The organism is Rhizobium sp. B21/90, assembly GCF_019355815.1.
GTDB lineage: Bacteria > Pseudomonadota > Alphaproteobacteria > Rhizobiales > Rhizobiaceae > Rhizobium > Rhizobium rhododendri.
The window spans coordinates 3,029,341-3,054,190 of record NZ_CP072162.1 but is presented as its reverse complement, the minus strand read 5'-3'; the positions used below and the strand labels follow the sequence as shown (position 1 = coordinate 3,054,190).

The 24,850-nt window shown below is 59.3% G+C and carries 24 protein-coding genes and 1 pseudogene; 11 read left to right on the top strand and 14 right to left on the bottom strand.

Annotation, left to right across the window (positions count from 1 at the left end; genetic code table 11):
• Nucleotides 1–321: 321 nt before the first annotated feature.
• The 7 genes and pseudogenes from J5278_RS14760 to J5278_RS14735 all read right to left on the bottom strand — a co-directional run bounded on the left by J5278_RS14760 (nucleotide 322) and on the right by J5278_RS14735 (nucleotide 7,292).
• Nucleotides 322–867 (bottom strand): hypothetical protein, encoded by a 546-nt coding sequence (locus J5278_RS14760; protein WP_247750555.1) that lies wholly within the window; start codon nucleotides 865–867, stop codon nucleotides 322–324.
• Between the two features lie 74 nt (nucleotides 868–941).
• Nucleotides 942–2,492: a phage major capsid protein gene (locus J5278_RS14755; protein ID WP_209183112.1), complete on the bottom strand. Its 1,551-nt coding sequence runs from the start codon at nucleotides 2,490–2,492 to the stop codon at nucleotides 942–944.
• The gene (locus J5278_RS14750) at nucleotides 2,489–2,833 is read right to left on the bottom strand and encodes a gene transfer agent family protein (RefSeq protein ID WP_209183113.1); all 345 of its coding nucleotides are present in this window, start codon (nucleotides 2,831–2,833) and stop codon (nucleotides 2,489–2,491) included. The genes J5278_RS14755 and J5278_RS14750 overlap by 4 nt, the downstream gene beginning before the upstream one ends.
• Nucleotides 2,833–3,513, bottom strand: coding sequence for a phage portal protein (locus J5278_RS30960; RefSeq protein WP_257623372.1), 681 nt, complete (start codon nucleotides 3,511–3,513; stop codon nucleotides 2,833–2,835). Before J5278_RS30960 ends, J5278_RS14750 begins: the two co-directional genes overlap by 1 nt.
• Nucleotides 3,514–3,593: 80 nt before the next feature.
• Nucleotides 3,594–3,902: pseudogene (locus tag J5278_RS30955) on the bottom strand (phage portal protein); the annotation flags it as partial.
• 249 nt (nucleotides 3,903–4,151) lie between these two features.
• On the bottom strand, nucleotides 4,152–5,957 hold the full coding sequence (locus tag J5278_RS14740; protein WP_209183114.1) for a DUF6538 domain-containing protein: 1,806 nt from the start codon (nucleotides 5,955–5,957) through the stop codon (nucleotides 4,152–4,154).
• A 162-nt stretch (nucleotides 5,958–6,119) separates the two neighbouring features.
• Nucleotides 6,120–7,292, bottom strand: coding sequence for a Fic family protein (locus tag J5278_RS14735; RefSeq protein WP_209183115.1), 1,173 nt, complete (start codon nucleotides 7,290–7,292; stop codon nucleotides 6,120–6,122).
• Nucleotides 7,293–7,535: 243 nt separating this feature from the next.
• Here J5278_RS14735 and J5278_RS30950 point away from each other — a divergent pair, with 243 nt between their 5' ends.
• Nucleotides 7,536–8,585: a D-alanyl-D-alanine carboxypeptidase family protein gene (locus tag J5278_RS30950; protein WP_247749007.1), complete on the top strand. Its 1,050-nt coding sequence runs from the start codon at nucleotides 7,536–7,538 to the stop codon at nucleotides 8,583–8,585.
• An 81-nt stretch (nucleotides 8,586–8,666) separates the two neighbouring features.
• Here the strand turns inward: J5278_RS30950 and J5278_RS14725 are convergent, their stop codons facing one another.
• Nucleotides 8,667–9,368, bottom strand: a complete 702-nt coding sequence (locus J5278_RS14725) for a RibD family protein (protein WP_209183116.1) — start codon at nucleotides 9,366–9,368, stop codon at nucleotides 8,667–8,669.
• 215 nt (nucleotides 9,369–9,583) lie between these two features.
• Here J5278_RS14725 and J5278_RS14720 point away from each other — a divergent pair, with 215 nt between their 5' ends.
• Nucleotides 9,584–10,189 (top strand): hypothetical protein, encoded by a 606-nt coding sequence (locus J5278_RS14720; RefSeq protein WP_209183117.1) that lies wholly within the window; start codon nucleotides 9,584–9,586, stop codon nucleotides 10,187–10,189.
• 45 nt (nucleotides 10,190–10,234) lie between these two features.
• Here J5278_RS14720 and J5278_RS14715 read toward each other — a convergent pair whose 3' ends face one another.
• The 3 genes from J5278_RS14715 to J5278_RS14705 all read right to left on the bottom strand — a co-directional run bounded on the left by J5278_RS14715 (nucleotide 10,235) and on the right by J5278_RS14705 (nucleotide 12,641).
• On the bottom strand, nucleotides 10,235–11,263 hold the full coding sequence (locus tag J5278_RS14715) for an LLM class flavin-dependent oxidoreductase (protein WP_209183118.1): 1,029 nt from the start codon (nucleotides 11,261–11,263) through the stop codon (nucleotides 10,235–10,237).
• Nucleotides 11,264–11,443: 180 nt separating this feature from the next.
• Complete coding sequence (locus tag J5278_RS14710; protein ID WP_307877459.1) at nucleotides 11,444–11,947, bottom strand: hypothetical protein; 504 nt, start codon at nucleotides 11,945–11,947, stop codon at nucleotides 11,444–11,446.
• Nucleotides 11,948–12,143: 196 nt separating this feature from the next.
• Entirely contained in the window at nucleotides 12,144–12,641 is a 498-nt protein-coding gene (locus J5278_RS14705) for a histidine kinase (protein WP_209183119.1), read from the bottom strand.
• A 302-nt stretch (nucleotides 12,642–12,943) separates the two neighbouring features.
• Here J5278_RS14705 and J5278_RS14700 point away from each other — a divergent pair, with 302 nt between their 5' ends.
• The 5 genes from J5278_RS14700 (at nucleotide 12,944) to J5278_RS14680 (ending at nucleotide 18,188) form a co-directional block, all read left to right on the top strand.
• On the top strand, nucleotides 12,944–13,156 hold the full coding sequence (locus J5278_RS14700; protein WP_209183120.1) for a hypothetical protein: 213 nt from the start codon (nucleotides 12,944–12,946) through the stop codon (nucleotides 13,154–13,156).
• Between the two features lie 151 nt (nucleotides 13,157–13,307).
• Entirely contained in the window at nucleotides 13,308–13,844 is a 537-nt protein-coding gene (locus J5278_RS14695; RefSeq protein ID WP_209183121.1) for a PadR family transcriptional regulator, read from the top strand.
• A gap of 14 nt (nucleotides 13,845–13,858) precedes the next feature.
• A complete protein-coding gene (locus tag J5278_RS14690; RefSeq protein WP_257623371.1) occupies nucleotides 13,859–15,769 on the top strand; it encodes an ABC transporter ATP-binding protein in 1,911 nt (636 codons plus the stop codon).
• A 144-nt stretch (nucleotides 15,770–15,913) separates the two neighbouring features.
• Entirely contained in the window at nucleotides 15,914–16,903 is a 990-nt protein-coding gene (locus J5278_RS14685) for an aldo/keto reductase (protein ID WP_209183122.1), read from the top strand.
• Nucleotides 16,904–17,072: 169 nt separating this feature from the next.
• A complete protein-coding gene (locus J5278_RS14680; RefSeq protein WP_209183123.1) occupies nucleotides 17,073–18,188 on the top strand; it encodes a metallophosphoesterase in 1,116 nt (371 codons plus the stop codon).
• A gap of 124 nt (nucleotides 18,189–18,312) precedes the next feature.
• Here the strand turns inward: J5278_RS14680 and J5278_RS14675 are convergent, their stop codons facing one another.
• Nucleotides 18,313–19,662 (bottom strand): hypothetical protein, encoded by a 1,350-nt coding sequence (locus J5278_RS14675; RefSeq protein ID WP_209183124.1) that lies wholly within the window; start codon nucleotides 19,660–19,662, stop codon nucleotides 18,313–18,315.
• Between the two features lie 243 nt (nucleotides 19,663–19,905).
• Between J5278_RS14675 and J5278_RS14670 the strand changes: the two genes are divergently transcribed.
• From J5278_RS14670 to J5278_RS14660, 3 genes are all read left to right on the top strand, one after another.
• Nucleotides 19,906–20,196 carry a hypothetical protein gene (locus J5278_RS14670; protein ID WP_209183125.1) on the top strand — a complete coding sequence of 97 codons (291 nt, stop codon included), beginning with the start codon at nucleotides 19,906–19,908 and terminating at the stop codon, nucleotides 20,194–20,196.
• Nucleotides 20,197–20,368: 172 nt separating this feature from the next.
• Nucleotides 20,369–20,998, top strand: a complete 630-nt coding sequence (locus J5278_RS14665; protein ID WP_209183126.1) for a hypothetical protein — start codon at nucleotides 20,369–20,371, stop codon at nucleotides 20,996–20,998.
• A 173-nt stretch (nucleotides 20,999–21,171) separates the two neighbouring features.
• Nucleotides 21,172–21,960, top strand: a complete 789-nt coding sequence (locus tag J5278_RS14660) for an SDR family NAD(P)-dependent oxidoreductase (protein ID WP_209187353.1) — start codon at nucleotides 21,172–21,174, stop codon at nucleotides 21,958–21,960.
• A gap of 143 nt (nucleotides 21,961–22,103) precedes the next feature.
• Here J5278_RS14660 and J5278_RS14655 read toward each other — a convergent pair whose 3' ends face one another.
• Entirely contained in the window at nucleotides 22,104–22,529 is a 426-nt protein-coding gene (locus J5278_RS14655) for a helix-turn-helix domain-containing protein (RefSeq protein ID WP_209183128.1), read from the bottom strand.
• 102 nt (nucleotides 22,530–22,631) lie between these two features.
• Here J5278_RS14655 and J5278_RS14650 point away from each other — a divergent pair, with 102 nt between their 5' ends.
• Nucleotides 22,632–23,570: an aromatic alcohol reductase gene (locus tag J5278_RS14650; RefSeq protein WP_209183129.1), complete on the top strand. Its 939-nt coding sequence runs from the start codon at nucleotides 22,632–22,634 to the stop codon at nucleotides 23,568–23,570.
• 76 nt (nucleotides 23,571–23,646) lie between these two features.
• On the opposite strand, the gene J5278_RS14645 is transcribed toward J5278_RS14650, so the two are convergent.
• Nucleotides 23,647–24,633: an AI-2E family transporter gene (locus J5278_RS14645; protein WP_257623370.1), complete on the bottom strand. Its 987-nt coding sequence runs from the start codon at nucleotides 24,631–24,633 to the stop codon at nucleotides 23,647–23,649.
• Nucleotides 24,634–24,850: the final 217 nt, after the last annotated feature.

Sequence of the window (24,850 nt, the reverse complement as noted above, 5' to 3'; positions counted from 1 at the left end):
GTTGCTTGACGCTGTTGTGACAGGGTGCACAAAGCGGTTGCCAATTTGCATGGTGCCAGAACAACGCCTGGTCGCCACGGTGCGGAATGATGTGGTCCACGACAGACGCATGACCGTTGCAGCCGGGCATAGCGCAGTGCGGGTGCATGGTGAGGAAGTCGGCGCGGGCTTTGCGCCATCGATGGTTGTAGCCGCGTGCGCTTGCTGAAGGACGGATGGCGTCGTGGCGAGCATTGCGTTCGCGGGTGGCCGAACGCTGGCACTCGCACACATCATTATGGGCGACTACGCGACCACAAGAACAGATCCGGCTAGGCTTGCTCATGCGCCACCTGCGATCTTTGACTTAAGGGCGCGAAGGGCGTTTCGGTCGAATTCGGGATCGAGGCCGGCGGCAATGTTGCGTGCGGCTTGATCGGGTTCGGGCTGATGATCTTCTTTGTCATCGCCGCTGCCGTGAATAGTCTTGAGCATGGCGATATGGCCGATGAAGGCGCGGCTGATCTCGGTCGGCGTGGCATTCCAAGTGGTTTCGGGTGTCCAGCCAAGCCAGCCGGTCGCCATCTGATAGAGGTCGGCGTAGAAATCGGCCCATGCGACGAGCTTGCCACCACCTTCGACGCGCTCTTCTTTCGGATCGGGCGCGGGCATGAACATGAGCACGAGTTCAGCGAGCGGCTGGCATACAGCATCGAGGAAAGAGGAAAGCGGCCTTCCAGAGTTCCCGCCCAGGAAGGTCGCTGCATCCTGCCGGGAGAACGACGCAGCGAGGATGATTTCAGAAATGACGGTGAGGCTGCCTTCGTCTAATGCCCTGAAGATTGCAGGGAAGCCGAAGCGAGCCTCAAGAGTAGCTGCGGCCCGCAAGGAAGGGCGAAGCGACACTGTGTTTCCACCGTGCGCAATCGTCACCAGTTCATATGCGGGCCGCGAGTTCATAATTAGGCGGCGACCTTCAGCTTCACAAAGCGGTCAGGGTGCGTCACGTCAGCGCCGACGCGCTTGCGGGCGTGGAAGCGGACCTGACCGACTGCGGCGAGGCTGTAAGGGTCGCGAAGGGTAGACAAGCCGACGCGGTCGATAATGCGATAGCCGGACATGTCGCCGAAAAGGATCGGATACTTGCCGGCGCCGATGTCATCCATATCCGGCATTTCGACAATCGGACGGCCAAGCAGGCTGAGCGTGCCGCCTGCCGTGATCGGATCAAGCACCAGGTAGCGGCCCGTGCCGTCCTTCCACTGGCGAATGACAGCAAGGGTGTTGCGGTTCATAAGCCAGACGCCGGACTGCGCATGCGTGGTCGGGATCTGGTGATACATGCCAATGATCACGTCGGCAGGATTGGAAGTGGGGAAGGCGGCCGCGACGCCGGTCTTGATTTCCTTGATGCCGGAAGCAGCCATGATACCCTTCGGCTGGCCTACGCCCGTGCCCTTAACGAATGCCAGCCCTTCGGTCTTGCCGAAGCTTTCGGCGTAATCGGCGAGCAGTTCGCCTTCCAAGCCATAGGCGTTGTCTTCCAGGAGCTGGTTTGAAATATCGGTGTGCGTCGCAATTTCAAACGGCGTGAGGGTGATCTGCTCGAAGGTCATATCGGACGCAGTGCGCGGATCAGTTTCAGCCACCCACGTTGCGGCGGTGCCGGACACGCGGCGCGGATACTTGATTTCGGGCGAAGAAATGCCGACAACGCGGGCATAGCTGCGGATCGGTGAATACTCGTTGAGAAGCTTGATCAGCTCGTTCCCGAACTCTTCCGGTGCAAGATACCCGCCGTTGGCATCCGTGGAGACGGTCAGGGCCTTCACTTCGTCCGGGCTGATCCGTTCGATGCCACGGCGAAGGAAGGACACGAACGCCTTGCGCTCGTCGTTGTCGTTGGCAGCGGCAGGATGATTGCCGTTGGCAGCGATCGGACGATTGGACTTCGCTTCCAGCTTGTCCATACGGGTCTTGATGGCCTTCAGTTCTTCGGGGGTGACAACCGGGTCCGACTTGGCAACCGGGGTGTTCTCGTTTTCGTTTTCCATATTTTCCTCGATCTGTGATTTGATGACGGTAATGCGTGCGCCCGGATGAACGGGGCGGCTACAAAGGCTGATTTCGTTGACGGTGATTGACTTGAAGACGCGACCACCTGCGGTGCGCGGTTCGAAGCCGGTGTGACGGAAGCCGATAGACAAGCCGCCGATCTTCCCCGCTTTCAGCTGCCGGTGTGCATCGCGGGCGGGTCCTATACCTTCCACGAACAAGCGCCCCTTCACTTCAAGGCCCTTGTCGGTTTCGGCGTAGGTTTCCCAGACACCGACAACTTTCTGCTGGTCATGTTCCATGACCATAGGCACGCTGTTGGCGAAGCCGATGGTGCCTTTCTCGATCACGTCGCCGACGCTGTCCGGAGCGTCAAAAGGCCACGCGATGCCGGTCACGGTGCCGGTGTCGTCAACCGAAACTTCGGCTTTGATTTCGATGTTCTCGGCTTCGATCACAGGCCAGACTCCGCAAGCGCTTCGGCAACGGCTGCATCGACTTCGGTCTTGCCGTTCCAACGGGCGTCGAGGATCTCGAAGGCGAGCAGATGGATCTCGATCACCGGGCGAGGCATGGCATAGGTATCGATAAGGATCTGAGCTTCAGCCGGTGACGTGCCCCCGCCGATAAGCCCGGTGCGGACAATCTCGACGATGTCGGTGAAGTGAAAGTCCTGGCGCAGGAAGCGGCGATACAACTCGCCGATGCCGACGCCGGTCTTGCGCTCAAGTTCAAGAATCATCTCGGTCGTGAGGGCGAACGTTTTTTCGCCGTCGCCGAAGTAGACGGTATGCTGCATTATTCGGTTTCCTGCGGCTGCTGGCGATCTGCCGGGCCGGTCGTGTATGGATTTTGAAGCTCGTCACCGCCCGGCAGTGCGGGCAGGTTCATCGCGGCGCGGACTTCGTTTGGGGTCATGGCGCGCATGGCGACAAGCTTGCCGAAGATCTCGGCCCGGCCTGCGGCGTCGGCGCGCTGAAGGTCGTCGATCACGAATTCGAAATAGAGCGTATCGCGCTCTTCGTCCGTGAGCAGCACGGTGGCATAGGCGTCCTGCCACTTGTCGAGCCACGGGCGAAGGCAGAGCTGAAGGAAGCTAGCGGCCATCTGTTCGGCGTTGGACCAGGTGGCGCGTTCAAGCTGAAACAACATGCTTGGCGGCACGCCGAAGACGCGGGCGATCTCGTTGATCTGCTCAAGACGGTTCTCAATAAACTGAGCGTCTGTGCTGGTCATTGCGGGTTGTTCAAACTTCCAACCGGAGTCGAGCAGCAAAGGATCGCCGTTGGCGCTACTCTTCCACTTGCGCCAGGACTTAAGGATATTGCCGATAGCCAGCGCGCCAGCTTCGCCACCCTGCGGCTTTTCATTAGTGATGATGCCGCTCGGCCGAGCGCCAGAGCCAAAGAACTGTGATGCGTGGCGCTCCAAGATGGCAGCGACGCCGATGGCCTCACGGCCAAGCTTGATCGGGGACACGCCGCCGAAGGCAGGGATATAAGCACGTCGCGGTAGGAAAGCCGGACTTGGCCGCGCTCCGTCGAGACTAGATAGAACGGTTCGCCGTCGAACTCGATCTGCCGCTGCACCTTGGAAGGGTCTAGGCGGTGGAGTTCGAGCGGACGGTCATCAGCCGCACGGGCTACCTGCGCATAGCCAGCGCCATGAAGAAGGGCGTCAACGGTGAGGTCGACGCGGAGCTGCCCGGCGCTGGTCCACTCGTTTGCTCGGCTATGGGTGATCTTGTTGGCGCTGTGGTCGTTCGCTGCTTCCTTGCTGTCATCGATCTCCCGGTAGAGCTTGCAAGGTAGCGAGCCGATAGTTTCGGAGATTAACCGCACGGCCTGAAGAACGGCCGGAATGTGCATTGCCGAATAGCCAGTAACAGCCACGCCGGACGACATAGGAATGACGCCGAAGATTTCATTGATCGCCGGATCGCTGAGAGGGTATGCTTTCTGCTCTCCTTGAAGACCTAGAGCCTTCTTCGCGTTCGATAATACACCGGCAAGCATCAAGCAGTCCGTCCTCAATTCAACTTGAGGCGGAGTGTCTCATATCAGGAACTCCTTGTGAATCCCAATGATGACTATTTTCCTATAAAAATAGGAAATAAATCACATTAAATGCACAAGTTTCAGGTTTGGATAGGCTATTGCATCAATCAGCTCGACACGCTGCTGAAGCATCCCCTGCTTTGTGGTGCCGTATCCACGAGTAATTGCGCTGCCAGACGTATGGCCGAAGATGTAGCCAAATTGTTCATCAAGGTATCCAGCACGACGGACGGCATCGATAGCACCATGACGGAAGGAGTATAGCGACAGCCCCCGCCCAACCTTGATCTTGATCCGCGTAAGGTAGCGCCCGAACTCGCGGCTGAAGTCGGCGATCATCTGCCCGCGCGTGTTTCGCTCTGCCATTGGGAAGAGGCGCGAAGAGCCCGCCTTTTTTATGCTTGCGTGGTAATCAAGAAGACCAAGCTTGATAAGCTCCTTATGAATTGGAACGATGCGTTGGGAGCCGCTGGTCTTCACGCTTTTGACGTGAGTGTCGTCGCCTTCGTCGCCTGTTTCCGTGATATCCATAATCCAATGCCCGAACTCCTCCCGAACGTCTGAAAGGGTTAGCTGCGCAATCTCTGCCGGTCGAGCGCCGGAGAATAACATGATCAGCGGAACCCAAAAACGATGGTCTCGGATCATGACGTTGCCGGGCTTGTCCCAAAAGCGTGGTGCTTCGTCGCTCTGACATCCCGTGAAGAGCGGCGATTTGAACAAGAGGTTCATCTGGTCGGAGTTGAACGGGTAGACCTTTTTCCGCTTGTCTTTCGGTAACGACATGCCATCCACCGGATTGGCGTCGATGTAGCCTTCGGACACAAGCCAATTGCAGAAAGCGCCAAGACTTGAAAGATAGCGGTTGACGGTGCGCGGCGTCAGGACAGGCTTCCTCTCTTTCTCGTTTGCCGCCACAATTTGCGACATTTTTAACCCGGCGAAGACGCTCGTCTCGCTTGCCTTGACCGGATACTGCATTAGCAATTCCTTCCAATCGCGGACGGCCTTCTTATCGATGCGGTGAACGGGCAGGGTGCTACCGACGCAGTCAAGGAAGGTGCCGATGTCGCGCCGTGCTTGCTTGAACGTATCAGCGGTGATGCTTCTAGGGTTTTGCCGTTCATACTTGGCGAACAATTCCATTATCGTCTCGCCTGATGCCGCGACTTCGCGGGCCGATCCGATGACAGGCTTCACGATTGGATCTTTGGGCAAGCCGGTGTAATCGCCCTTGTCGCGTTCGATGGTGCGGGTAAGACCTTCGACTTCAGCCCTGGTCAACAGGGTGCAAAGCTCCCGATAGTCGTCAGAATCCGCCGCGACTATGAGGCGATTGTCGGTGATGAACTTTGCGGCGGCGGGCTCTATGAGCTTAATGTCGCCGGTCGTCAACGCGCGCTTGAGGGCGGCTAAGCGCCGGGTCCGGTAGTTCGCGTCATCGGTGCGCGCCCTCAACATAAGTTCATGATCAGTATAAGCGTTGATCATCCCTATGAAGTCGTCGCCGTTGATCTCGCCTTTGTCGATCCGGCGATAAAGGTCGTCACGCTCCGCGTTGATCTCAATGTCGGAGGGAAGGGCTAAGCGTCGTTCTTCGTCGCGTTTGAGCGTCGCCTCATAGTGCTGCCAAACCGCAACGGCCTTGTCGTCGGTTGTGATGTCGCGCCGGGAGCGAAGGTCGGCAAAGTGAAGGTTCCAAGCCTCGACAACTGGCCACATGAGGCGCTTTGCGTCGTTCGGCTCCTTCGTGCCAAGAGCCTTCACAAGTTCCTTCTTACCTACAAGATCCACCAGATCGATGGGAACTTTGATGCGCGCATAATAGCTAGCGCCACGTCGAAGAAGAAAGCTGATGCGTGCCATTTCAGTCCCCGTGTATCATGCCGGTGTTACAGTCCGGTGTTACAACGTTGTCAGAAATAGGTCAATAAAGACAATTGCTTGAGGCAAAACAATCTATTAATGAAAGTTGGATTATGTTCCAGGCGCCCCAGCCAGCAACTTGAGACCCATTCTAGCGTAACACTAACGAACGGCAGGGTAGAGACTTGGAAGCCATCGCTCGATGACATCGAGTGGGAAGCCGAGGCGGACTTTGCCCTTGGGGCTATCGGATACCAGCACGCCCCGTTCAAGCAGGCCGGTCAGAACCGTACGCGCTTGTCTCTCCTGGTAGCCGGTGAGCGCCTGCGCCTGGGATCGGGAAAATTCTCCTGCCAGCACCGCTTCGCGCAGCAGCGGCCAACTACCCTTGGGCAGGCGCTGAATCTGCACTTCCTCGGCACACCAGACTTCGATCCGGTTCAGTAACTCTTCGGGCTGAAGCAATCCCTCCATGAAGGTCACCTGATCGACGCAGCACGAGAGGAAGAACGTGGTGAAATCGGTCAGGCCTGCCTGTGTAAGGTTACCTCGACCATCGAGGTCGCCGCGGCGTGGCTGATCCGCCCGCGCCAGCAGGCGTTTGTAGTCATCAACGTTTCGTGCAAGGCCGCGCGACACGGACCAGAGTTCCGAGCCTATCCCGAGGTCCCGCAGCAGCGCATGTGAAAACAAGCGGGTGACGCGACCGTTGCCGTCGAAGAAGGGATGAATCCATGCGAGGCGATGATGGGATGCTCCGACGCCGATGATCTTCTGAAGCTTGGAAAGCATATTCATGGAATAGGTTTCGACAAAACGATGAAGCAATGACGCGATCATCGCGGGTTCCGGCGCAATATGGTCGCCAACCCTGACATGCCGCGTCCGAAGCTCACCGGGGACCATTCTGATTTCCTCGCCGGTGTCAGGATTTGCGACGATCAGCAATTCTTCCGGCAGGCGCCGGCAGAATTCGCCGTGAAGCCAGCAGATTCCCGCCACGGACAGGACCGGGAACGGCATGTCACCGTGGTCGATGAGCTGCTGGACCTCTATGTGCGCGCGTGCTTCGAGCTGCAGGTTTCTTTTTTCAGTCTCCGCCGCATACTCGCCGGCCATCGCACGATCAATATCGATTGGTAGCGTGTTATGTCCCTCGATGAGGTTCGAATAGTAGCAGTTCATCGAGCGAACCAAATCGCCAACCGATGCGCGCAAAACCGGATGCAGTCGCGCGGCAAAACGACTGGCTGCCGAGGTCAGCTCGATTGCCAGGTCCTCCAGTTCCCGGTTGCTGTCAGGAAGCAACGGTTCCATGCTTGCAAGCGAAACCATTTTGCCGCTTTCTCTGCCGATAAATAGATGATGTTTATCATAGCTATAGAAGGCAATGTCTGCAATCGTTTTGCCGATGTTATTGCCGCATCGGAATTTCCTGCTTTCGCCGTTCCGGGGGATGCGGCGAGGCCAGTCCAGACTTCATCTGGCCCCCATCGCCATGCCCTCGGTCGTCACCAAACTCTTGTGTCCGCATCGCTCGTCATGGCATGAGGAGATCTTTGTGCAGGAGGCGGGTTTATGATCGGAGCGCTGTTGGCGGCAAGGCGGTGGACGGCCTGGGTGTTGGTTGCTTGCCTTTTCGCAAGTGCGCCGGCCAGTGCCACGCCGGTGCTGGTCGTCGATACGGCAACACGCCAGGTCCTGTACCAGGAGGACGCAGGCGCGCCATGGTATCCGGCCTCTACCACCAAGCTGATGACGGCGCTGGTTGTTTTCGAAGCCCTGCGTGCCGGTCAGGTCAGCCTTACGACACCTGTGGTCATGACGCGCAATGCCACGAAGCAGGCTTTTCTCGAATCCGGCCTGACCCTTGGGCGAACGATGACGCTCGAGGACGCGCTGTTTGCGGCGCTCACGGCATCGGCCAACGATGTCGCCGTCGCCCTTTCCGAAGCGGTGGCGCCCGATGAGGCGTCGTTCGTCCAGCGCATGAACGCGGAGGCCGTGCGCCTCAAAATGACCGGCACCCACTTTTCCAGTCCCAACGGCCTGTTCGACCGGAAAAACTATACGACCGCACGCGATCTTGCGATCCTCGGAATGGAGATCGACCAGATGTTTCCCGAGTATCGGCGCTTCTTCGCAGCGACGGCTGTGACGATCGACGGCAAGGAGATCAAGTCCAACAATGCGTTGCTGACCAGCTTCAATGGCACGATCGGCATGAAGACCGGCTTCCTCTGTGCTTCCGGTCGAAACTATGTCGGGCTGGCCACGCGGAACGGGCGGCGCGTGATGGTGGTTCTTCTCGGCGCCACGACGGAGCGGGAGCGCAACGAACGGGCGGCGCTTTATCTGACGCAGGCCTTCGAGGGCCGGCTGTCTCCGTCAGGACCCGTCGACGATGTCCAAAATCGCACCGATATCGCACCGGAGGACATGCGTATCCGCCTCTGCACGGCCAAAGCAGCAGCCTATGAGGCCAGTCGCGATGCGCTTTATCCGATGGGCTTGCCGGGCCAGGAGACCTATCTGCGGGACCAGATCCCCGGCCAGGTCCACGAGATCAGAACGTGGCCCACAGAAATCGTACCCGACGTGCCAGCCCCTCCGCGCCGTCCCTCGTGATCCGGAGGATGGGCCGGTTCTGAGAGGCCGCTTTGCGGTGATGTCAGCAATGCGAGGTCACCGGCTGGAGACCAGCCGTCCTCACTGCGGCTGTTTCACCGCATAGCGCAGATGCAATGCGCCGTGGCCGAGGGGTTCGCAGGAGATCAGCGAGAGCTCGGCTTTCCCCGTCAGGCCTTCCTCGCCGTAGGCGATGATGCGGTCGCTGCCATCGCGTGCCTCGAGAGCCGGCGCAACGACGAAACTGAGTTCGTCCACCAGTCCGGCGGCGATCAGCGAGCCGTTCACGGCGGCACCGCCTTCCAGCAGAATACGGGTGATGCCGAGTTCGCGGCCGATGAGGTCGAGCATCGCGCCGATGTCCATTTCCGGCGTTTCCGACACGACATAGGAGACGCCGTCGGCAGTCAGTTCGGCCAGATGGCTGTCGGGCACGTCGCGTCCCAGCAGCACGACGACATGGTCGCCATAGAGCGCGTCGCTTGAAAAATGCAGTTTGCCCGAGCGGTCGAGCGCAATCGCGAAACTCGTGGCGGCTGTGTTGGCAAAGTGATGCGGCCGCCTGACATCGAATGGTGCCGCCGGTGGATGGGCGCCGGCCTTGGAAATCTCGGCCATCGTCACGCGCCCGACCATCCAGGCATTGGCATCGTGTGCCTTGTGCACCTTCTCATACAACGCCGACCAGTCGGAGCGGCTCCCATCCGGGCTTGTCGTCCAACGGCTCGGATGCAAGCTGCCATCCGGCGATGTGAGCATGAGGCAAATAACGCGAGGTCTCATCTGGCCAATCCTTTGTATCGAAAGTCTGTGATGGACCCATATAGGCAGCGGCCCGGGATCGAAAAGATCCGCCAGCCTTGCCTGCTTCCGGACGCAATCAAAAATATGTGGCGAACATAGTTACATAAACTGCCCGCGAAAGGACTCTTTCCGACAAAACCCCTGCCGCAATTCAGGGTCTCTATAGGGCAACTGAAACAGCCACGGAGAGAATCATGACTTCGCAGCAGCAGACCTGGTACAGGGCCGGCAGCGACATCGTCGCGCGGGCAGGATTTTCGCTTGTCATGTGCGGCGCCCTGGCGGCCGTCATCTATGTGACCCACCGCAACGGTTCGGAAGAGCTGGCCGCCGCATCGATGAACAATGCGCCGAGAGTTGCGATGGTGCTTCCCGGAATCGCGGAAAACCCCGGTGCCTCCGTGGCGCAGGCGGCGATCGACGCCAGTCCGGCAGCAGCGCCCGTGGTCGCCAATATTCCGATCCCCACCTTGCGCGTCGTAGCAGCGGCTGATCCGGCTCCCCGGCATGCGCCCGTGCCCGCCAAGCGGGCGGTGAGGGAGGCGGTCGTCGCAAGCGCCGGTACCGTCAGCTTCGAGAGTTGCCTGCCGGGCTGCGAAACGAAGGATCCGCTGATCGTCGGCCACGTCGCCGCGCCGAAGGTGCCCGCCGCGTTCCCGGACGACGGCGACGCACTGGTGGAACAGGTCAGTTTGCAGGATAGGGAGCCGGGTCTCCTCGGCAGGGCGATGGATGCGCCTAGCCTCGTCTATCGCACCGGACGCAAGGCTTTGACGAGCCTGGTCGCTGCAGCCATGTAAACTCAGCGGCAATGCAGGGCAAATCTCTGCCCTGCGGCATCACCGTCAGGCGAGCAGATCGCGGACCATCGGTGCAACCTTGGTCCCGTAGAGTTCGATGCAGCGCATCAGCTTTTCGTGGGGAAGCGGGCCCGCGCTATATTTGAGGTCGAAGCGGCCGACATCGAGCGCCTTGATCGTTGCAGCGATCTTGCGCGCCACAGTCTCCGGCGAGCCGACATAGAGCGAGCCGTGGTCGATTTCCTGGCGGAACTCCGATGCCTCCATCGGCGGCCAGCCTCGTTCCGCACCGATCTGGTCGCGCATGCGCTTGTAGTCCGGCCAGAATTCGGCCCGCGCCTGCTCGTCCGTGTCGGCGACATAGCCCGGCGAGTGCACGCCGATCGCTTGCATCGGCAGCTTCAGCTGGTCATAGGCCCGCTTCGAGAGGTCGACATAAGGCACGAAACGTTTCGGGTCGCCGCCAATGATCGCCAGCATCAGGGGAAGGTTGTGGCGTGCCGCGCGCACGACAGACTCAGGGCTTCCCCCGACACCGATCCATGTCCGCAACGACCCCGTCTCGATCGGCGGAAAGACCTGCTGGTTGGTCAGTGGCGGGCGGATGGTGCCCTTCCAGCTGACCGACTTCTGCGAGACCAGGGCCGCGAAAATCTCTAGCTTTTCCTCGAAAAGCGTTTCGTAATCGCGCAGCGCGAAGCCGAAGAGCGGGAACGACTCGGTAAACGAACCGCGCCCGAGAATGACCTCCGCGCGCCCGTTCGAGAGTGCGTTGATAGACGAGAAGCGCTGGAACACCCGGATCGGGTCGTCGGAGGAAAGCACGGTGACAGCCGAGCCGAGCCGGATACGGGTCGTGCGCATGGCCGCAGCAGCCAGCAGGATTTCGGGCGCGGACACGGCAAAGTCCGCGCGGTGATGCTCGCCGATGCCGATGAAGTCAATGCCCAGGGTGTCGGCCAGCACCGCCTCTTCGACGACATTGCGCAGCACCTGCGCATGGGTGAGCGGCACGCCGTCGGCAGACGAAGTGACGTCGCCGAAAGTATCAAGGCCAAGTTCGATCGATGTCATGGGCGTACTCTGATGGTTCTGGGGTGGGACGATAGGCTTGCCGGATGGCGTTCAGGCACGGAGGTGGGCATCGCGCCAGGGTTGTTCAAGCCGGCACGCTGGGTGCCGCCCCGCAAAGCCCGAAAATGCAAACAGGCGGCCCGGAGCCGCCTGCGCCATGTCCATCCTGTCGGCAGCGTCCTAGCTGGCGGCGGGAGGAGGTGTCGGGATGAGCAGTTCGGCGCAATAGGATGGGCCGTTCACGCCGGGCATGTCGCCAACGATGCGGATCGAGCGGATAACGTAGTCCGACGAGGTGGTTATGTCAGCCTTGCAGCTGAGATTGACGGTGCGGGCTGGCTTGCCCGGCGTTCCATCGGCAGTCTTGGTCTCGACGCGGACCTTCTTGTAGCCGCCGCGCCAGTTGTAGACCCGGCCGCCGCCGTCGTCATGGTCGGAGATCGGAGGGCCGTAGGCGGCAAAGAACTTGCCGGCAGATCTGCCAGACCAATAGTCCTGAACGGGATTGGCCTTCATCATCGGAATGGTGGCAACGTTCGAAACGGTCGTGCATCCGGCGAGGGCCATCATCAGCCCCGCCGCAGAAAACATGCGGATGTTCATCGTATCGTCCTTGAGCTCGTTCTCGCGCATTGACTGCCGGAAAAGCCGCTGTCCCGCGCCGTTCCCGTCTGTCCCACCCACGGCTTTACCGCCAAAGTCGATAAAAGCAAATTATCATTAGCGGCCTTGTCACGAATTTGATGGGAGTGTTGCGCCAGATGCACGTCTGGCCGCTCGCAACCGGCGTGCGCGCCGCTGCGGGTGAGGGGTATCCCGGTCGCCAGCCCCGAGGCAACGCCATTGCGCTGTCCCGGGGGCAAGTTCTATCGGTTTGGTGCTATTTGACGGCGACCAGCGACGAAAGGATCGACGTCAGTTCCTTGTCGTGCTTGCTGCCGGAATCCTTAGATCCCCAGTAGGTGACGACAAGCAGCTTGCCGGGAACAGGCGACAGGAAGGCGAGTTCCACATCGACGGCACCATCATTGTCGGTGCCCTGCCAGCCGAGCGTCGACATTTTCATGCCGTTGATGGTGTTGTCTCCCTCGTCCTTCTGGGTTGCAGGATCGATCTTGACGCCGCTTTTCGTCAGGAAATCGATCGCATCGCTGACGACCTTGTCGGAGGATTTCTCGTCAGCGACGTCGATCGAGAAGTAGACTGCAGAATCGTCCGAGGTCGCATCGATGCCGGTCTCGGTTTCTTTCGGCGCCCAGCTATGGGGAATGGTGACGGACGCAATCGGTGCATCGCTCGGAAATTTCAGCGTTTCCGCCTGTGCAAGAAGCGGGAAGCCGAGAGCCATGGCGGAGGCGACGAGAAGTAATTTGTTCATGGGAAAATCCTTGGGGCGCGGTCGGCGTATTATTAGCGAGGCAAAGAGGCGACCACGGCTTTGCTCGTGATCAGCTTGCGGTAAATTCGGCGAAAAATCGACACAATGTTGAGTGGCAGTAGCGACCAAATTTGGGTTGTTTTTCCAAACCAGAAAGCGGAAGTGGCCTGAAGCCCGAATGGCCGCAATCGCAGAGCACGCCCCACGGCACCGGCGGAGCAAATCGCTGCTGATTGCCGCGAATGACGGAACGATCAGAAGCCAAGCCCGTTACTAGCCAAAAGCAATTCTCGGAGCACATCATGTCCAACCCCCACACTGAGACAGGCGGCCCGCACAAATCCGACCGGAATTTTGTGTCCGGCAGGCAGGCCGCTCAGACCCAATACGCCGAAGGCGGAAACGCCAGCTACGGCTCCATCAGGCAGGAAGAAGATGGCGAGGCGCTCCAGACGCAGAGCACCAACACCCTCGTCATGCTGCAACTGGCCTCGTTCGAAGGCCGTGCCATGTAAGGCAACAAGGTGTGTCCCGCTTCGCGAAATTCTTGATAAGCGACAGCGCAGGGCACCGCACGGGCCAAGCCGACAATCACCGGAGAAATCACGTCCCGGCCGACGGAGGTCTAATCTTGAATCCCGATATATCGAGATCTATATCGGGAACATGGACAACAAATCTCACGACGGCGGTCGCCAGCACGGACACCACGGCAAGCATCACCAACATCTCAGGGGCAGGGAGGGCAAACGTCCTTTCGACTATGGGGAGCTGCGCCTTCTCCTTCTCACGATGATTGCCGACAATCCCTCGCATGGCTATGACCTCATGAAAGCTATCGAGGAGCGCATGGGCGGCAGCTATTCGCCGAGCCCGGGCGTAATATATCCGACCCTCGCATGGCTTGAGGACATGGGCTACGCTACCATCGACATCGACCAGCCTGGCCGGAAGCGATACCGCATCACCTCCGAAGGCGAGGCATTTCTCATCGCCAACAGGGCGTCCGCAGACGAGCTCGTCGCGCGCGTCGGGACTGTGCGTGGCGATGGCGTCGTGCCTGTCCCTGCGGCGATCATTCGAGCCATGGAAAACGTCAAGCTGGCTCTGCGACTTCGGCTTCGCGGTCCGCTGGAAGACCATTCGGCTGAAATTATCGCCAGCGCGCTGGATGCCGCGGCGAAAACGATCGAACGCTCTTGAGGGCGCCGTCAAAGGTGACGTCTCGTCCTGGCGAAGCTGCCGGTTCGAAAGCGTCTGAACCCGCCGGCCCCGCTGGCGGACCGCAGCCATCCGGCAGCAGCCTCCGCGACAAGCTGGGCAATCTGCGGCTTCTTGCGCGGCTTGTCGCCCAAATCTGGAGAACGAGTCGATGGCTGACGCTTGCCAGCATGTGCCTGAGGCTCGTGCGCGCCCTCCAGCCGGTCCTCGCCCTCTATGTCGGCAAGCTCATCATCGACGAAGTGGTGCGCCTGGCCGCAACCCATTCCGCCTCATCAAGTCTCTCTGAGTGGTGGGCCAGCGGGCGACTGAACGTCATTCTTCCGTTGCTGGCGCTGGAATTCGCACTTGTTTTCGCTCTCGACCTGCTGACGCGGGCAACGACGCTGGTCGATTCTATCCTCGGCGAGCGTCATTCCAATACGGTGAGCGTCGAGCTGATGCAGCATGCTGCAAAGCTGGACCTGCGTCACTTCGAAAGCCCGGAATATCAGGATAGGCTCGAGCGCGCCCGACGCCAGGCGGCCGGTCGCAATGCGCTGTTGCCGCAGATGTTCGGGCAGGCCCAGGACATGATTACCGTCGCCACGCTGGCCGCCGGGCTGCTGGCCTATGCACCGTGGCTCATTCTGCTGCTGGCGCTATCCTTCGTTCCGGCCGTCTGGGGAGAAACGCGCTTCAACATCAGGTCTTACGACCTCACGCGCGGCCGGACACCGGAGCGTCGGCAGCTCGAATACATTCGTTTCATCGGTGCCAGCGCCGGCACCGCGAAGGAGATGAAGCTCTTCGGCCTCGGGACGTACCTCGTCGACCGCTTCAAATCGCTGTCCGAGACGATATTTGCAGAAACACGAACGCTGTCGATTCACCGGGCGATCTGGGGATCGCTGCTCGCCGCGATCAGCACCCTGACCTACTACGGTGCCTACGCCTACATCGTCTGGCAGACCATCGTCGGTGTATTTTCGATCGGTGACCTCGCATTTCTTGCCGGAGCGTTCCTGCGCCTCAACGGGCTCTTCCAGAAGATACTCCTCGGGTTCACGCAGATTGCCGGGCAATCGCTGTATCTCGACGATCTCTTCTCGTTTTTTGAAATCAAGCCGACGATAAGTTCGCCCGTTGATCCAAAGCCATTTCCGCAGCCGATACGCGATGGCATCGTGTTCGACGACGTCGGGTTTCGATATCCGGATACCGACATATGGGCCGTGCGGGGCCTCAGCTTCATATTACGTGCCGGCGAGACCTTGGCGCTGGTCGGCGAGAACGGAGCTGGCAAGACGACGATCGTCAAACTGCTGACGCGCCTCTACGATCCCGACGAAGGTCGGATCACCGTCGATGGCGTAGATCTTCGGGAAATGGACATCGCGGAGATCCATGCCCATGTCGGGGTCATCTTCCAGGATTTCACGCGCTACAGCTTCACGGCGGCAGACAACATCGGTGTCGGACGCATCGAGGCGCGGACCGACATGGAGAGGATCGAGGGCGCCGCCGAACTGAGCCTTGCCGACGCTGTCATCAGCAAGTTGCCGCTCAAATACGAACAGCCGCTCGGCCGTCTGTTCAACAAGGGGCGCGATCTCTCCGGTGGCGAATGGCAGAAGCTCGCTATCGCGCGAGCCTATATGCGGAATGCCGAGCTGGTGATCCTCGACGAGCCGACGGCGGCCTTGGATGCCAAATCGGAGGCGGAGGTCTTTTCCCGGTTCAAGAGCCTGGCCGAAAAGACGACGGCGGTCCTCATTTCGCATCGCTTCTCGACTGTCCGGATGGCGGATCGCATCCTCGTCCTCGAAAACGGCAGTATTCTGGAGAGTGGAACCCACACCGAGTTGCTCCAGCAAGGCGGGCGGTATGCGCAACTCTTCGAGCTTCAGGCGGCTGGATACCGTTGAACCGGTGAGTGCAGGATTGCTCCGGTTTTCATCCATACCCTGCTGGTCCCGCTTGCCGTCAGCGCTATAGTCGCCGCCCCGGACTGTCTTTCGAAAAGCCTTACGCTATGTTGCCCTCATGCGCACCGTAGGAGGAGCTACGCCATGGAATACCGCCGTCTCGGAAAATCAGGGTTGAAGGTCAGCGAGTTCTCGTTTGGATCGTGGGTCACGTTCGGCAAGCAGGTCGATGGCAGCGATGCCGTCAGCCTGATGGCGCACGCCTACGACAGCGGGGTCAATTTCTTCGACAACGCCGAAGGTTACGAGAGCGGCAAGTCCGAACTCGTCATGGGCGAGGCCCTCAAAACACTCGGCTGGAGCCGCGACAGCTTCATCGTTTCCAGCAAGGTGTTCTGGGGCGGCCAGAAGCCAACGCAGCGGGGTCTTTCGCGAAAGCATGTCACCGATGCTGCCCATGCCGCACTGAAGCGACTGCAGGTGGAGTATTTGGATCTGTATTTCTGCCACCGCCCGGACATCGATACCCCGATCGAGGAAACGGTTCGCGCCATGCACGATCTCGTCACCCAGGGGAAAATCCTGTATTGGGGGACATCCGAATGGTCGGCCCAACAGTTGACGGAAGCCTACGCCGTGGCCCGCGACCTGCGCATCACGCCGCCGACGATGGAGCAGCCGCAGTATAACCTGTTCGAGCGTCAGAAGGTCGAAGCCGACTATCTGCCCCTCTACGATCTGATGGGACTGGGTACGACGATCTGGTCGCCGCTGGCTTCCGGCGTTTTGACCGGGAAATACAACAAGGGCATTCCCGACGACGGGCGCATGAACCTACCGGGCTATGAGTGGCTGAAGGAAAAATGGTCGAGCGAAGACGGTCGCGCCCAGCTCTCGAAAGTCTCCGAGTTGGCCGACCTTGCCGGTGAAATCGGAATCTCCATCACCCATCTGTCGCTACTGTGGTGCCTGTCGAACCGCAATGTTTCGACCGTGATCCTGGGCGCATCCCGCCTGAGCCAGCTCGAGGACAATCTTGCGGCGCTCAGCCATAAGGACAAGCTCACCACCGATGTCCTGGAGCGCATTGAGGCCATCTTCGGAAACAAACCCGCCGCGCCGCAGCGGTTCTGAGTGGAAAAAGCCGGACAGGCGCTCGTAGCGGGAACATCAGCAATGATTTCTACCGCCCGGGCGTCGAACCGTTTCCGAACCGCATTTAAAAATAGATTTCCATCGGTTGGTTTCCTAACTAAAGGCGGCTTGCGCGTCCCGATCTATTTCACTGGAAAACCTCTGATCCATGTTCAACATCATTCTCGGACTGCCATGGCTTCTGGTCGTGGTGCGCTTCATCGAACCGTTGCCATGGCCATGGTCGATAAAATTGCTTCTTGCCGCCGTTCTGCTGATTGCATCACAATTCCTGCTGTTCTGCCGTCTTTCGTCGGGATCGGTTTTCTCGCCCGAGTTTCCAAGGCCGATCATCATTGCTTTCAACGTGCTTTTTGGCGCCACAGTCCTGCTTGCGGTATTCCAGATCGGCCTCGACCTGGTCTCGATTGTCCTCTGGCCGATAAAGGGTGCGTTTCCAGTCATTTGGCCTGAGTTCAGATACGGAATGGGGATTGTTGCGCTTTGCCTTGCCATGTTTGGTTTGAGCCAAGCCATCTGCGTTCCAGCACTCAGGGATATCGAAATTCCGGTATCCGGTCTTCCCGCCGCCTTTGATGGATATCGCCTCCTGCAGTTGACCGATCTCCATATCAGCAGACTGTTTCCCGGGCGCTGGGCAGAAGCGGTGGTGTCGAAGGCGAACGCTCTCGATGTGGACCTGATTGTGATGACGGGGGACCTTATCGACGGCGATGTCGAGCACCGACGTCTCGATGTCCAGCCGGTCGCGAAACTGCGGGCGCGGGACGGTGTCTGGGCCATTCCCGGCAACCACGAGTACTTCTTCGACTATAAGGAATGGATGCGCGAATACCGGGTGCTGGGACTTCAGCCACTTTTGAACCAGCATGTCGTCATCGAGCGCGACGGAGCGAAGATCGTCATCGCAGGCGTAACCGACCGCTCCGCCGAACATTCGGGCAATGTTGGGCCGGATTTGCCGGCGGCCATTCTTGGTGCTCCCGAAGGGGCACCGGTTATCCTGCTCGATCATCAGCCGATGGAAGCGGCAAGTGCTGCCAGGGCAGGGGTCTCGCTTCAGCTTTCCGGCCACACCCATGGAGGAATGGTCGTCGGGCTTTCCAGCCTTGTGGCGAGGGGCAATAACGGGTTCGTTTCCGGCCTTTACAAGGTGGGAGGCATGCATCTCTATGTGAACAACGGCACGGGGCTTTGGCCGGGTTTTGCCCTGCGTTTGGGAAAGCCGGCGGAACTCACCCGCCTCACTCTCCGGTCCGCGTAGCAGACCGGAATTTCGGCATTACGAGAGCTGTCATTGACGGTTACGTTGCTGCTATCCGCGGTGGGACAACCGTTTCAATCGCCGGCGTCAAAACATCGCCGGTCCATTGCGATTTGAGCATGCCTCAAGCTGCGAGGTCTTGATGATCCTGCAGGCTGTCAGAATGCGAAGCCAAAAGCTGGCGCGCGACAATGTCGTGGTTGAGCCAGAGAACAGGGCCGGATGGCTGCGAGGTCTCTCCGAATATCAGTTTCCCGGTGGCTTCCACAACTAGAGTGCTCAGGCGGTCGCTGATCAGCGCCTTCCCATCGCGGTGCATCTGGGTGATTTCGCTGGACGCCCCGATGACAAGATCGGTCTGCTTCTGGCTGTTTGCCATAGGCCACGCCGAAAAGTCGTAGAAGGGGCGCATGACGTCGTTCGCCTGCATTTCGGCGATCTTGCGGAAGACATCTTCCATCGTAAACCCGTCCGCGAGAAGCTGTCCGCAGGCTTGCCACTGGTCGTCGACCCATTGACCGCCGCCCTCCTGCTTGAGCGCCAGCAGCAGCGGAATGAGCGGCAGTTCGATGCCCGTGAAGACATCCGAGGAATTCGTCCGGATTTCGGGGCAGTTGTAGACTGTCGCTTTGATCCCGGCTTCCCAGGCGCGCGTCGCGATGCTTTCAAGCCGCATCTTGGCGTAGCCCTGGGTGTAGTTGGTGTAAGTCTGCCAGCGATACTCGCCATCGATCAGCACTGCGGAGCCATGATAGCCGTAGGCGGTGTACCTGACCGTGCCGCCCGATTTCTCGATCCTGTCGCGTATGGCGGAGCTGAACTCGATGAGATGTCCGAAAGTGTCGGCCGACACCTCGTCGAAATTCTGCAGGATGAGCTTGCCCATATCGCTGTCGAGCAGGGTCTGCGACGACATGTGGCGCGCTCCGCGCCCTTTGTAGATGCGGTTGGCCAGCACGAGGAAGACCTTGGCCTTCGGAATGCCTCCGGCCATCGTATGGGCGAAAAATACGTTCTTGCCATCGGCGATCATGCCGTCAAGCACATCCATCACCTGGGCAAGCGCACTGGTAAACCGGGCTGTCCCCGTCGCGCGACAGCGCGCCACGTAGTCCCAGTCGAGTTTCTCGTCCTGCCAGGTCTCGAGCGTCATCTCGCCAAGCAGATCGGTGGGTGTCGGACCGCCGGCGGGAGCATCCATATCGAAGCCTGCCATCAGCGGGATATTGATGATCCGGCCGCCCAGGCGAGCTTCGGCAGCTGAGAGTTCTTCGGCATCGAGCGGGCGCAGGCGACCGCTTTCATCGCGGCGTCCAACCGTGACACCGACAATCTCCATTCCAGCAGCACGTGCCTCGTCAAGCAGGCCCGTTGCATAACCGCGACCGAACAATTCGCCGAAAAGCACGAAAACGTCGCCTTTGCCGAAGACCGTATTCTTGGCCAGGCGACTGACAGCTATTGGCTTATCCATGAGTTTCACTCTTGATCATGCGTCATAGCGCGACGCGTCTCGATGATTTCACCCCCAGATGCCCTGATAAAGCGAAAAACAAAACTCATTTAAAGTGACCAAACATTTCACAGCGTGAACTGCCGCCCGAAATTGCGCACGAATGCAGGAGCTGAAATGTTGACCCAACGTCGTGTCATCACCAGATAACGATCTATCGGAGGCCTATTTGACCGATCCACAGCACGTTTGAAGGAATTCAAGATGAGCACGCCCACCACCGCGATCGAAACTTTGAGCGTTCACGAGCGCGAGGATTTGCTTGTCGGGTTGGCCATTGCCCTCGAGGGTGTTGCCAAAGAAGCACTGGTGGAAGGCAACAAGCATTTCGCTGCGGTCTCGCAGGGAATGGCCGATGCGATTCGCGTCAATGCCGACGACTGGGCTCGTGAAGATGTCGAGAATGCTGGCTTTGCAGCTCAGCAGGCGTCGGAAATGCTGTCGAGGTTCAGGGTCGAGCATCCGCACCGCGTCGTGACCTACGCACTGAATTAGGCCGTCAGCGCTCGCGCGTGACAAGCTTTCCACGACGGAGATCTCGACTCTATCGGCACCGAGCCTTTGCAAGTCGCGCTATCCCGGATGAGGCCGGCGCTTTTCCGACATACCAGCAACGCAGACGGCAACCGGTGTTGACTTCGATTATGGCGACGCCCATTTCGTCGGGATGCCAAGGACCGAAAAGACCGATGCCCCGGAACTGCTCAAGGAGTGGGCGCTGTCCCCAGCGACGACACTTGGCTCATCCGTGCGCGCCAAGGGAATTCTTCTTGAAGTCCGGGCGCGGCTGCCTTTGGCGATCCGGAAATCTCTGGATATCGACGGCTCGATACTGAGACTGGTAATGCCGGAAACCTCGAAGACCGTTTTTCGCTCAGTGTCGGCTGTTGTCACCGAGGCGCTCGCAGATATCGAAAGCCTTCCGGTCATCCCGCGCGAGATTCAGGATATCCTGACGATCACGACCACGGAAAGGCACCGGTGGCTGAAGGACGGGCGACTGCAGAGTGCCGGAATTCGCACGGTCAGACTGCGCGGGCGGGCGAAACAGATCACGTTCCACGTCTTCGATCCAAGGTTTGTCGAGGATCTGCTCAACCGCAGCGTGGTGGACGAGTGGCGCGAAGACGATGTTATCGCTGCCGCCGAGAAAAGGCGGCAGGCTTCCTGGAAGAGAAAGCTCACCCGTTCGCTGAAGACTGAAAAAACGCCGACTAATTCTGCAAACGGCGGTGACGATGCCCGTTCGCCACTGAGCGGCTGGGAAGAGTTTGGGCGCGATGGCCTTCTGCGCTAGGTGGCTTCACGGAAATTTCGAGATCGCTCGATACTTCGAGACGCTTCTATCCGTCGGCGCTATCCTGCCGCTGCCGGCAAATTTTATGCACTCTGCCAGCGACCAATTCCTCCGACTTGCCATGACGGCCATCGGCGGCAATTCTAAACACGTCAAAATGGGAGAGAGAAAGAATGGAACTGGGTCTCAAAGGGAAGAATGCTGTCATCACCGGAGGCAGTGTCGGAATTGGCCTGGCGATTGCGGAAGGACTTGCCGCGGAGGGCGCCAACGTCATTCTGGCTGCACGAGGCCAGGAAAGAGTTGAGGCAGAGGCCGCCCGCATCGCTTCCAAATACGGGGTGTCTGCGACAGGCATCGCTGCCGACGTTGCGACTGCCGAGGGAACGAACAGCGTCATCCGCGCCGCTGCTGAAGCCGGGGGAGCGGATATCCTCATCAACAATGCTGGCACCGGCTCAAACGAGACGGTCATGGAGGCCGATGACGAAAAGTGGCAATTCTACTTCGACCTGCATGTCATGGCTGCGGTCCGGCTTGCCAGGGGTCTTGCGCCCCAAATGCGGGAAAAGGGCGGCGGCGTTATTTTGCACAACGCGTCCATATGCGCCGTGCAACCGCTTTGGTACGAGCCCATCTACAATGTCACCAAGGCCGCCTTGATGATGTTCTCGAAAACTCTTTCCACCGAGCTGATCCCGCAGAACATAAGGGTGAACTGCGTGAACCCCGGCCTCGTCCTGACGCCGGACTGGATCAAGACCGCCAAGCAGCTGACTGCCGATAAAGGTGGCGACTGGCAGGGTTACCTCGATTCGGTGGCGAACGAACATGCGCCCATCAAAAGGTTCGCCACTCCGCAGGAAGCCGCCGACATCTTCGTTTTCCTGTGCTCGGACCGCGCGAGCTATTCCGTCGGCTCGACCTATTTCGTCGATGGCGGAATGCTGAAGTCTATGTGAATTTTGGCCTGTCTCGGTCGCACCATCAGTCCAGGTGCGGCCGAGCAGCGTCGGTTCTCGCGGTCACCGAAAGTATGGGCTGTGCGCAAGCCGCCGACCACCATGGATGCTAACGAACCTGCCCGACGCAACCTGCAAACCCATCAGAAAGACTGCCACGACGGTTTCTCCTGCGGCCGGGAATCGTACTCGTCACGCGACTTTCGAAACTGGTCCGAATTCTCGACGACCCATGTCCAAAGGGGAATCATGCGGATCAGCAGCCCCATCCCCAGCTCGGTAAGCTCGTATTCCACGCGGGGCGGCATCTCCACGAGATCATAGCGCGCGACCAGCCCATCTCTCTCGAGTTGGCGGAGGGTGCGTGTCAGCATCCTTTGGGTCACACCATGCATTCTTCGCCCGATATCCGCATGGCGCAGTCTGCCATAGACACCCAGGGTGTGGATGACGCCCAGCGACCACCGGTTGCCTGCATGGGTGAGGACCTCGCGCCTCACCCCGTCCTCATCCTCGCGAAGGCCGTCGCAGACGGCTTGGGAGTAGCTGAGGATTTCGTCTCTGGTCATCGTCCTGCCCTCCGGTATCACGCGTGTACCTTCTTACGACCCTGTCTGGAATATGCCAGTTACCCGTTCACACGAACGATGTGACGACAAAGGATTTCCAAGATGAACACTTCTCGAACTGCAAACTCACAGTCGATCCTGGTAATCGGTGCCGGAGAACTCGGCATGCCTGTTCTACGCAATCTGGCGCGCAAGGCCATGCATCGTCCGGACACAACGATCAGCGTTCTCTTGCGGGCCGCAACTGTGGAATCGACGGACACGGTAAAACAGCGTGACGTCTCCGAAATCCGCGCACTGGGGATCGAGATTGTCACCGGCGACATTCTTGCTGCTTCAGTCAGCGAATTGGCGGCAATCTTCGCTCGTTTCGATACGGTGATCGGCTGCGCAGGTTTCTCTGCGGGTCGAAACACGCCAATGAAGCTTGCGAAAGCTGCGCTGGATGCCAATCTCAAGCGATATTTCCCATGGCAGTTTGGCGTCGATTTCGACGTGATCGGTCGCGGCAGCCCTCAGGACCTGTTCGACGCCCAGATCGATGTGCGTGACCTCCTGCGTGGCCAGGACAAGACCGACTGGGTGGTGATTTCCACCGGGATGTTCACCAGCTTCCTGTTCGAACCGGTCTTCGGGGTCGTCGATCTTAAAAAGAACGTGGTCAATGCACTTGGCAGCCTGGATACCGAGGTTACGCTGACAACTCCAGACGATATCGGTGCCTTGACCGCAGAGGTGGTCTTTGCACAGCCGACGATCCGCAATGAAATCGTCTATCTTGCCGGCGACACCCTGACCTATGGTGAGGTTGCCGACACGCTCCAGAAGGTGCTTGGGCGCCCGTTTGCAAAGGCAGAATGGACAGTTCCGGATCTCCTATCTGAACTTGCGCAGGACCCCGACAATCACATCCGGAAATACCGGGCGGTCTTTGCCGAAGGCAAGGGCGTGGCATGGCCGAAGCGCAACAGCTTCAATGAGCAAAATGGCATCGATGTGATGACAGCCAAGGAGTGGATCAGCGAAAATCTTCGCTCCTGACAGCGATGCGGTTCAAGTGCAGGGCCGGGCGCGAGTTGCGTGCGACCCCTGAAGCTGAAGCTCTCGCATACGCCGATCATCCAGCCGGAGCTTCTTCCTTCTCGGAATGGCGTTCGGAGAGAAAGTCGCCCAGCCCTTTGAGGCCATCGATGTGCTCGCAGAAGGTATTCACGGCCACCAGCAACGGTACAGCGACAAGCATTCCCACGGCCGACCACAGCCATGCCCAGAAGGAAACGGCGATGAAGACGACCACGGTGTTCAGCCGGAGACTTCTTCCGATGAAGTAGGGCGTGATCAACTGGCCTTCGATGCTCGTCAAGCCGAGATAGAGGACGCCGACAGCGAGCGACCAGCCGGGCACGTCGAATGACACCAGCGCGACACTCATTGCGACAAGGATCCCGGCGAACGCGCCGAGATAGGGGACGTAATTGAGAAGAAACGCAAGCACCCCGAAAATGATGGGGCTCGGCATGCCGACAGCCCAGAGCAGCAGCGCAACGGCAACGCCGAGCCCGCCATTGATGATCGTGATGGTCAACAGATAGCGAGACAACTTGCGCTCGATATCGTGTGCGATGCGCATCGCCCGCTTCTTGTCCTTGAACGTCGGCATGACATGCACGAGCTTCTCGTAGAACATGTCGCCTGACGCCAGAAGGAACAGAAGCAGTATCAGCGTAAAGATGAACTGCGCCATCGCTGCGGGAGCAAAGAGAGCAGCGCTTGCGATCATGCTGCTGTCGCGAACCTCCACCTGCTGGACGTCGGCCGAATGGCTGCGGGTCAATTCTCCGAGGCGGGTTGCGGCATCCATGATCCCTGAAAAGGTGCTGGAGAGACCACTGAGCTTGCTTTGCACATCCTTCTGGATCTGCGGCGCGCGCTCCATCCATCCGCTGACGGGAATGGCCAGAGCGCCTATCAGGGCGAGAAACCCGAAAAACAGAACGGCGACGATCACCAGCGACGTCAGTGTCGAAGACACGCCACGCCGGTCAAAGAATCGTCTGATCGGCCCAAAGACCATGGCGAGCAGAAACGCCAGTACGATGGGCACCAGGAATTCCTTTGCACTGCTCAATGTAAACACCGAGCCGTAAAGGAAGAGACCAATAATTGCCCATCTGGGCGCGGCGCGAACGGCGGAGACTTTCGAGCCATCCCCGCGGTCCTCTGGCAACATGTTCACGTCTGACAAATCATTTCCCCGATGTCGGCGGACTACAACCAGCCGACGATAGTGAAGTGGCGCTGCCGTCACAAAAGGCAATCGA

Excerpts from the sequence above, each read along its gene's own strand:
- J5278_RS14750 (WP_209183113.1), bottom strand. The coding sequence starts at position 2,833 with ATGCAGCATACCGTCTACTTCGGCGACGGCGAAAAAACGTTCGCCCTC.
- J5278_RS14740 (WP_209183114.1), bottom strand. The coding sequence starts at position 5,957 with ATGGCACGCATCAGCTTTCTTCTTCGACGTGGCGCTAGCTATTATGCG.
- J5278_RS14735 (WP_209183115.1), bottom strand. The coding sequence starts at position 7,292 with ATGGTTTCGCTTGCAAGCATGGAACCGTTGCTTCCTGACAGCAACCGG.
- J5278_RS30950 (WP_247749007.1), top strand. The coding sequence starts at position 7,536 with ATGATCGGAGCGCTGTTGGCGGCAAGGCGGTGGACGGCCTGGGTGTTG.
- J5278_RS14725 (WP_209183116.1), bottom strand. The coding sequence starts at position 9,368 with ATGAGACCTCGCGTTATTTGCCTCATGCTCACATCGCCGGATGGCAGC.
- J5278_RS14720 (WP_209183117.1), top strand. The coding sequence starts at position 9,584 with ATGACTTCGCAGCAGCAGACCTGGTACAGGGCCGGCAGCGACATCGTC.
- J5278_RS14715 (WP_209183118.1), bottom strand. The coding sequence starts at position 11,263 with ATGACATCGATCGAACTTGGCCTTGATACTTTCGGCGACGTCACTTCG.
- J5278_RS14705 (WP_209183119.1), bottom strand. The coding sequence starts at position 12,641 with ATGAACAAATTACTTCTCGTCGCCTCCGCCATGGCTCTCGGCTTCCCG.
- J5278_RS14700 (WP_209183120.1), top strand. The coding sequence starts at position 12,944 with ATGTCCAACCCCCACACTGAGACAGGCGGCCCGCACAAATCCGACCGG.
- J5278_RS14695 (WP_209183121.1), top strand. The coding sequence starts at position 13,308 with ATGGACAACAAATCTCACGACGGCGGTCGCCAGCACGGACACCACGGC.
- J5278_RS14685 (WP_209183122.1), top strand. The coding sequence starts at position 15,914 with ATGGAATACCGCCGTCTCGGAAAATCAGGGTTGAAGGTCAGCGAGTTC.
- J5278_RS14680 (WP_209183123.1), top strand. The coding sequence starts at position 17,073 with ATGTTCAACATCATTCTCGGACTGCCATGGCTTCTGGTCGTGGTGCGC.
- J5278_RS14675 (WP_209183124.1), bottom strand. The coding sequence starts at position 19,662 with ATGGATAAGCCAATAGCTGTCAGTCGCCTGGCCAAGAATACGGTCTTC.
- J5278_RS14670 (WP_209183125.1), top strand. The coding sequence starts at position 19,906 with ATGAGCACGCCCACCACCGCGATCGAAACTTTGAGCGTTCACGAGCGC.
- J5278_RS14665 (WP_209183126.1), top strand. The coding sequence starts at position 20,369 with ATGCCAAGGACCGAAAAGACCGATGCCCCGGAACTGCTCAAGGAGTGG.
- J5278_RS14660 (WP_209187353.1), top strand. The coding sequence starts at position 21,172 with ATGGAACTGGGTCTCAAAGGGAAGAATGCTGTCATCACCGGAGGCAGT.
- J5278_RS14655 (WP_209183128.1), bottom strand. The coding sequence starts at position 22,529 with ATGACCAGAGACGAAATCCTCAGCTACTCCCAAGCCGTCTGCGACGGC.
- J5278_RS14650 (WP_209183129.1), top strand. The coding sequence starts at position 22,632 with ATGAACACTTCTCGAACTGCAAACTCACAGTCGATCCTGGTAATCGGT.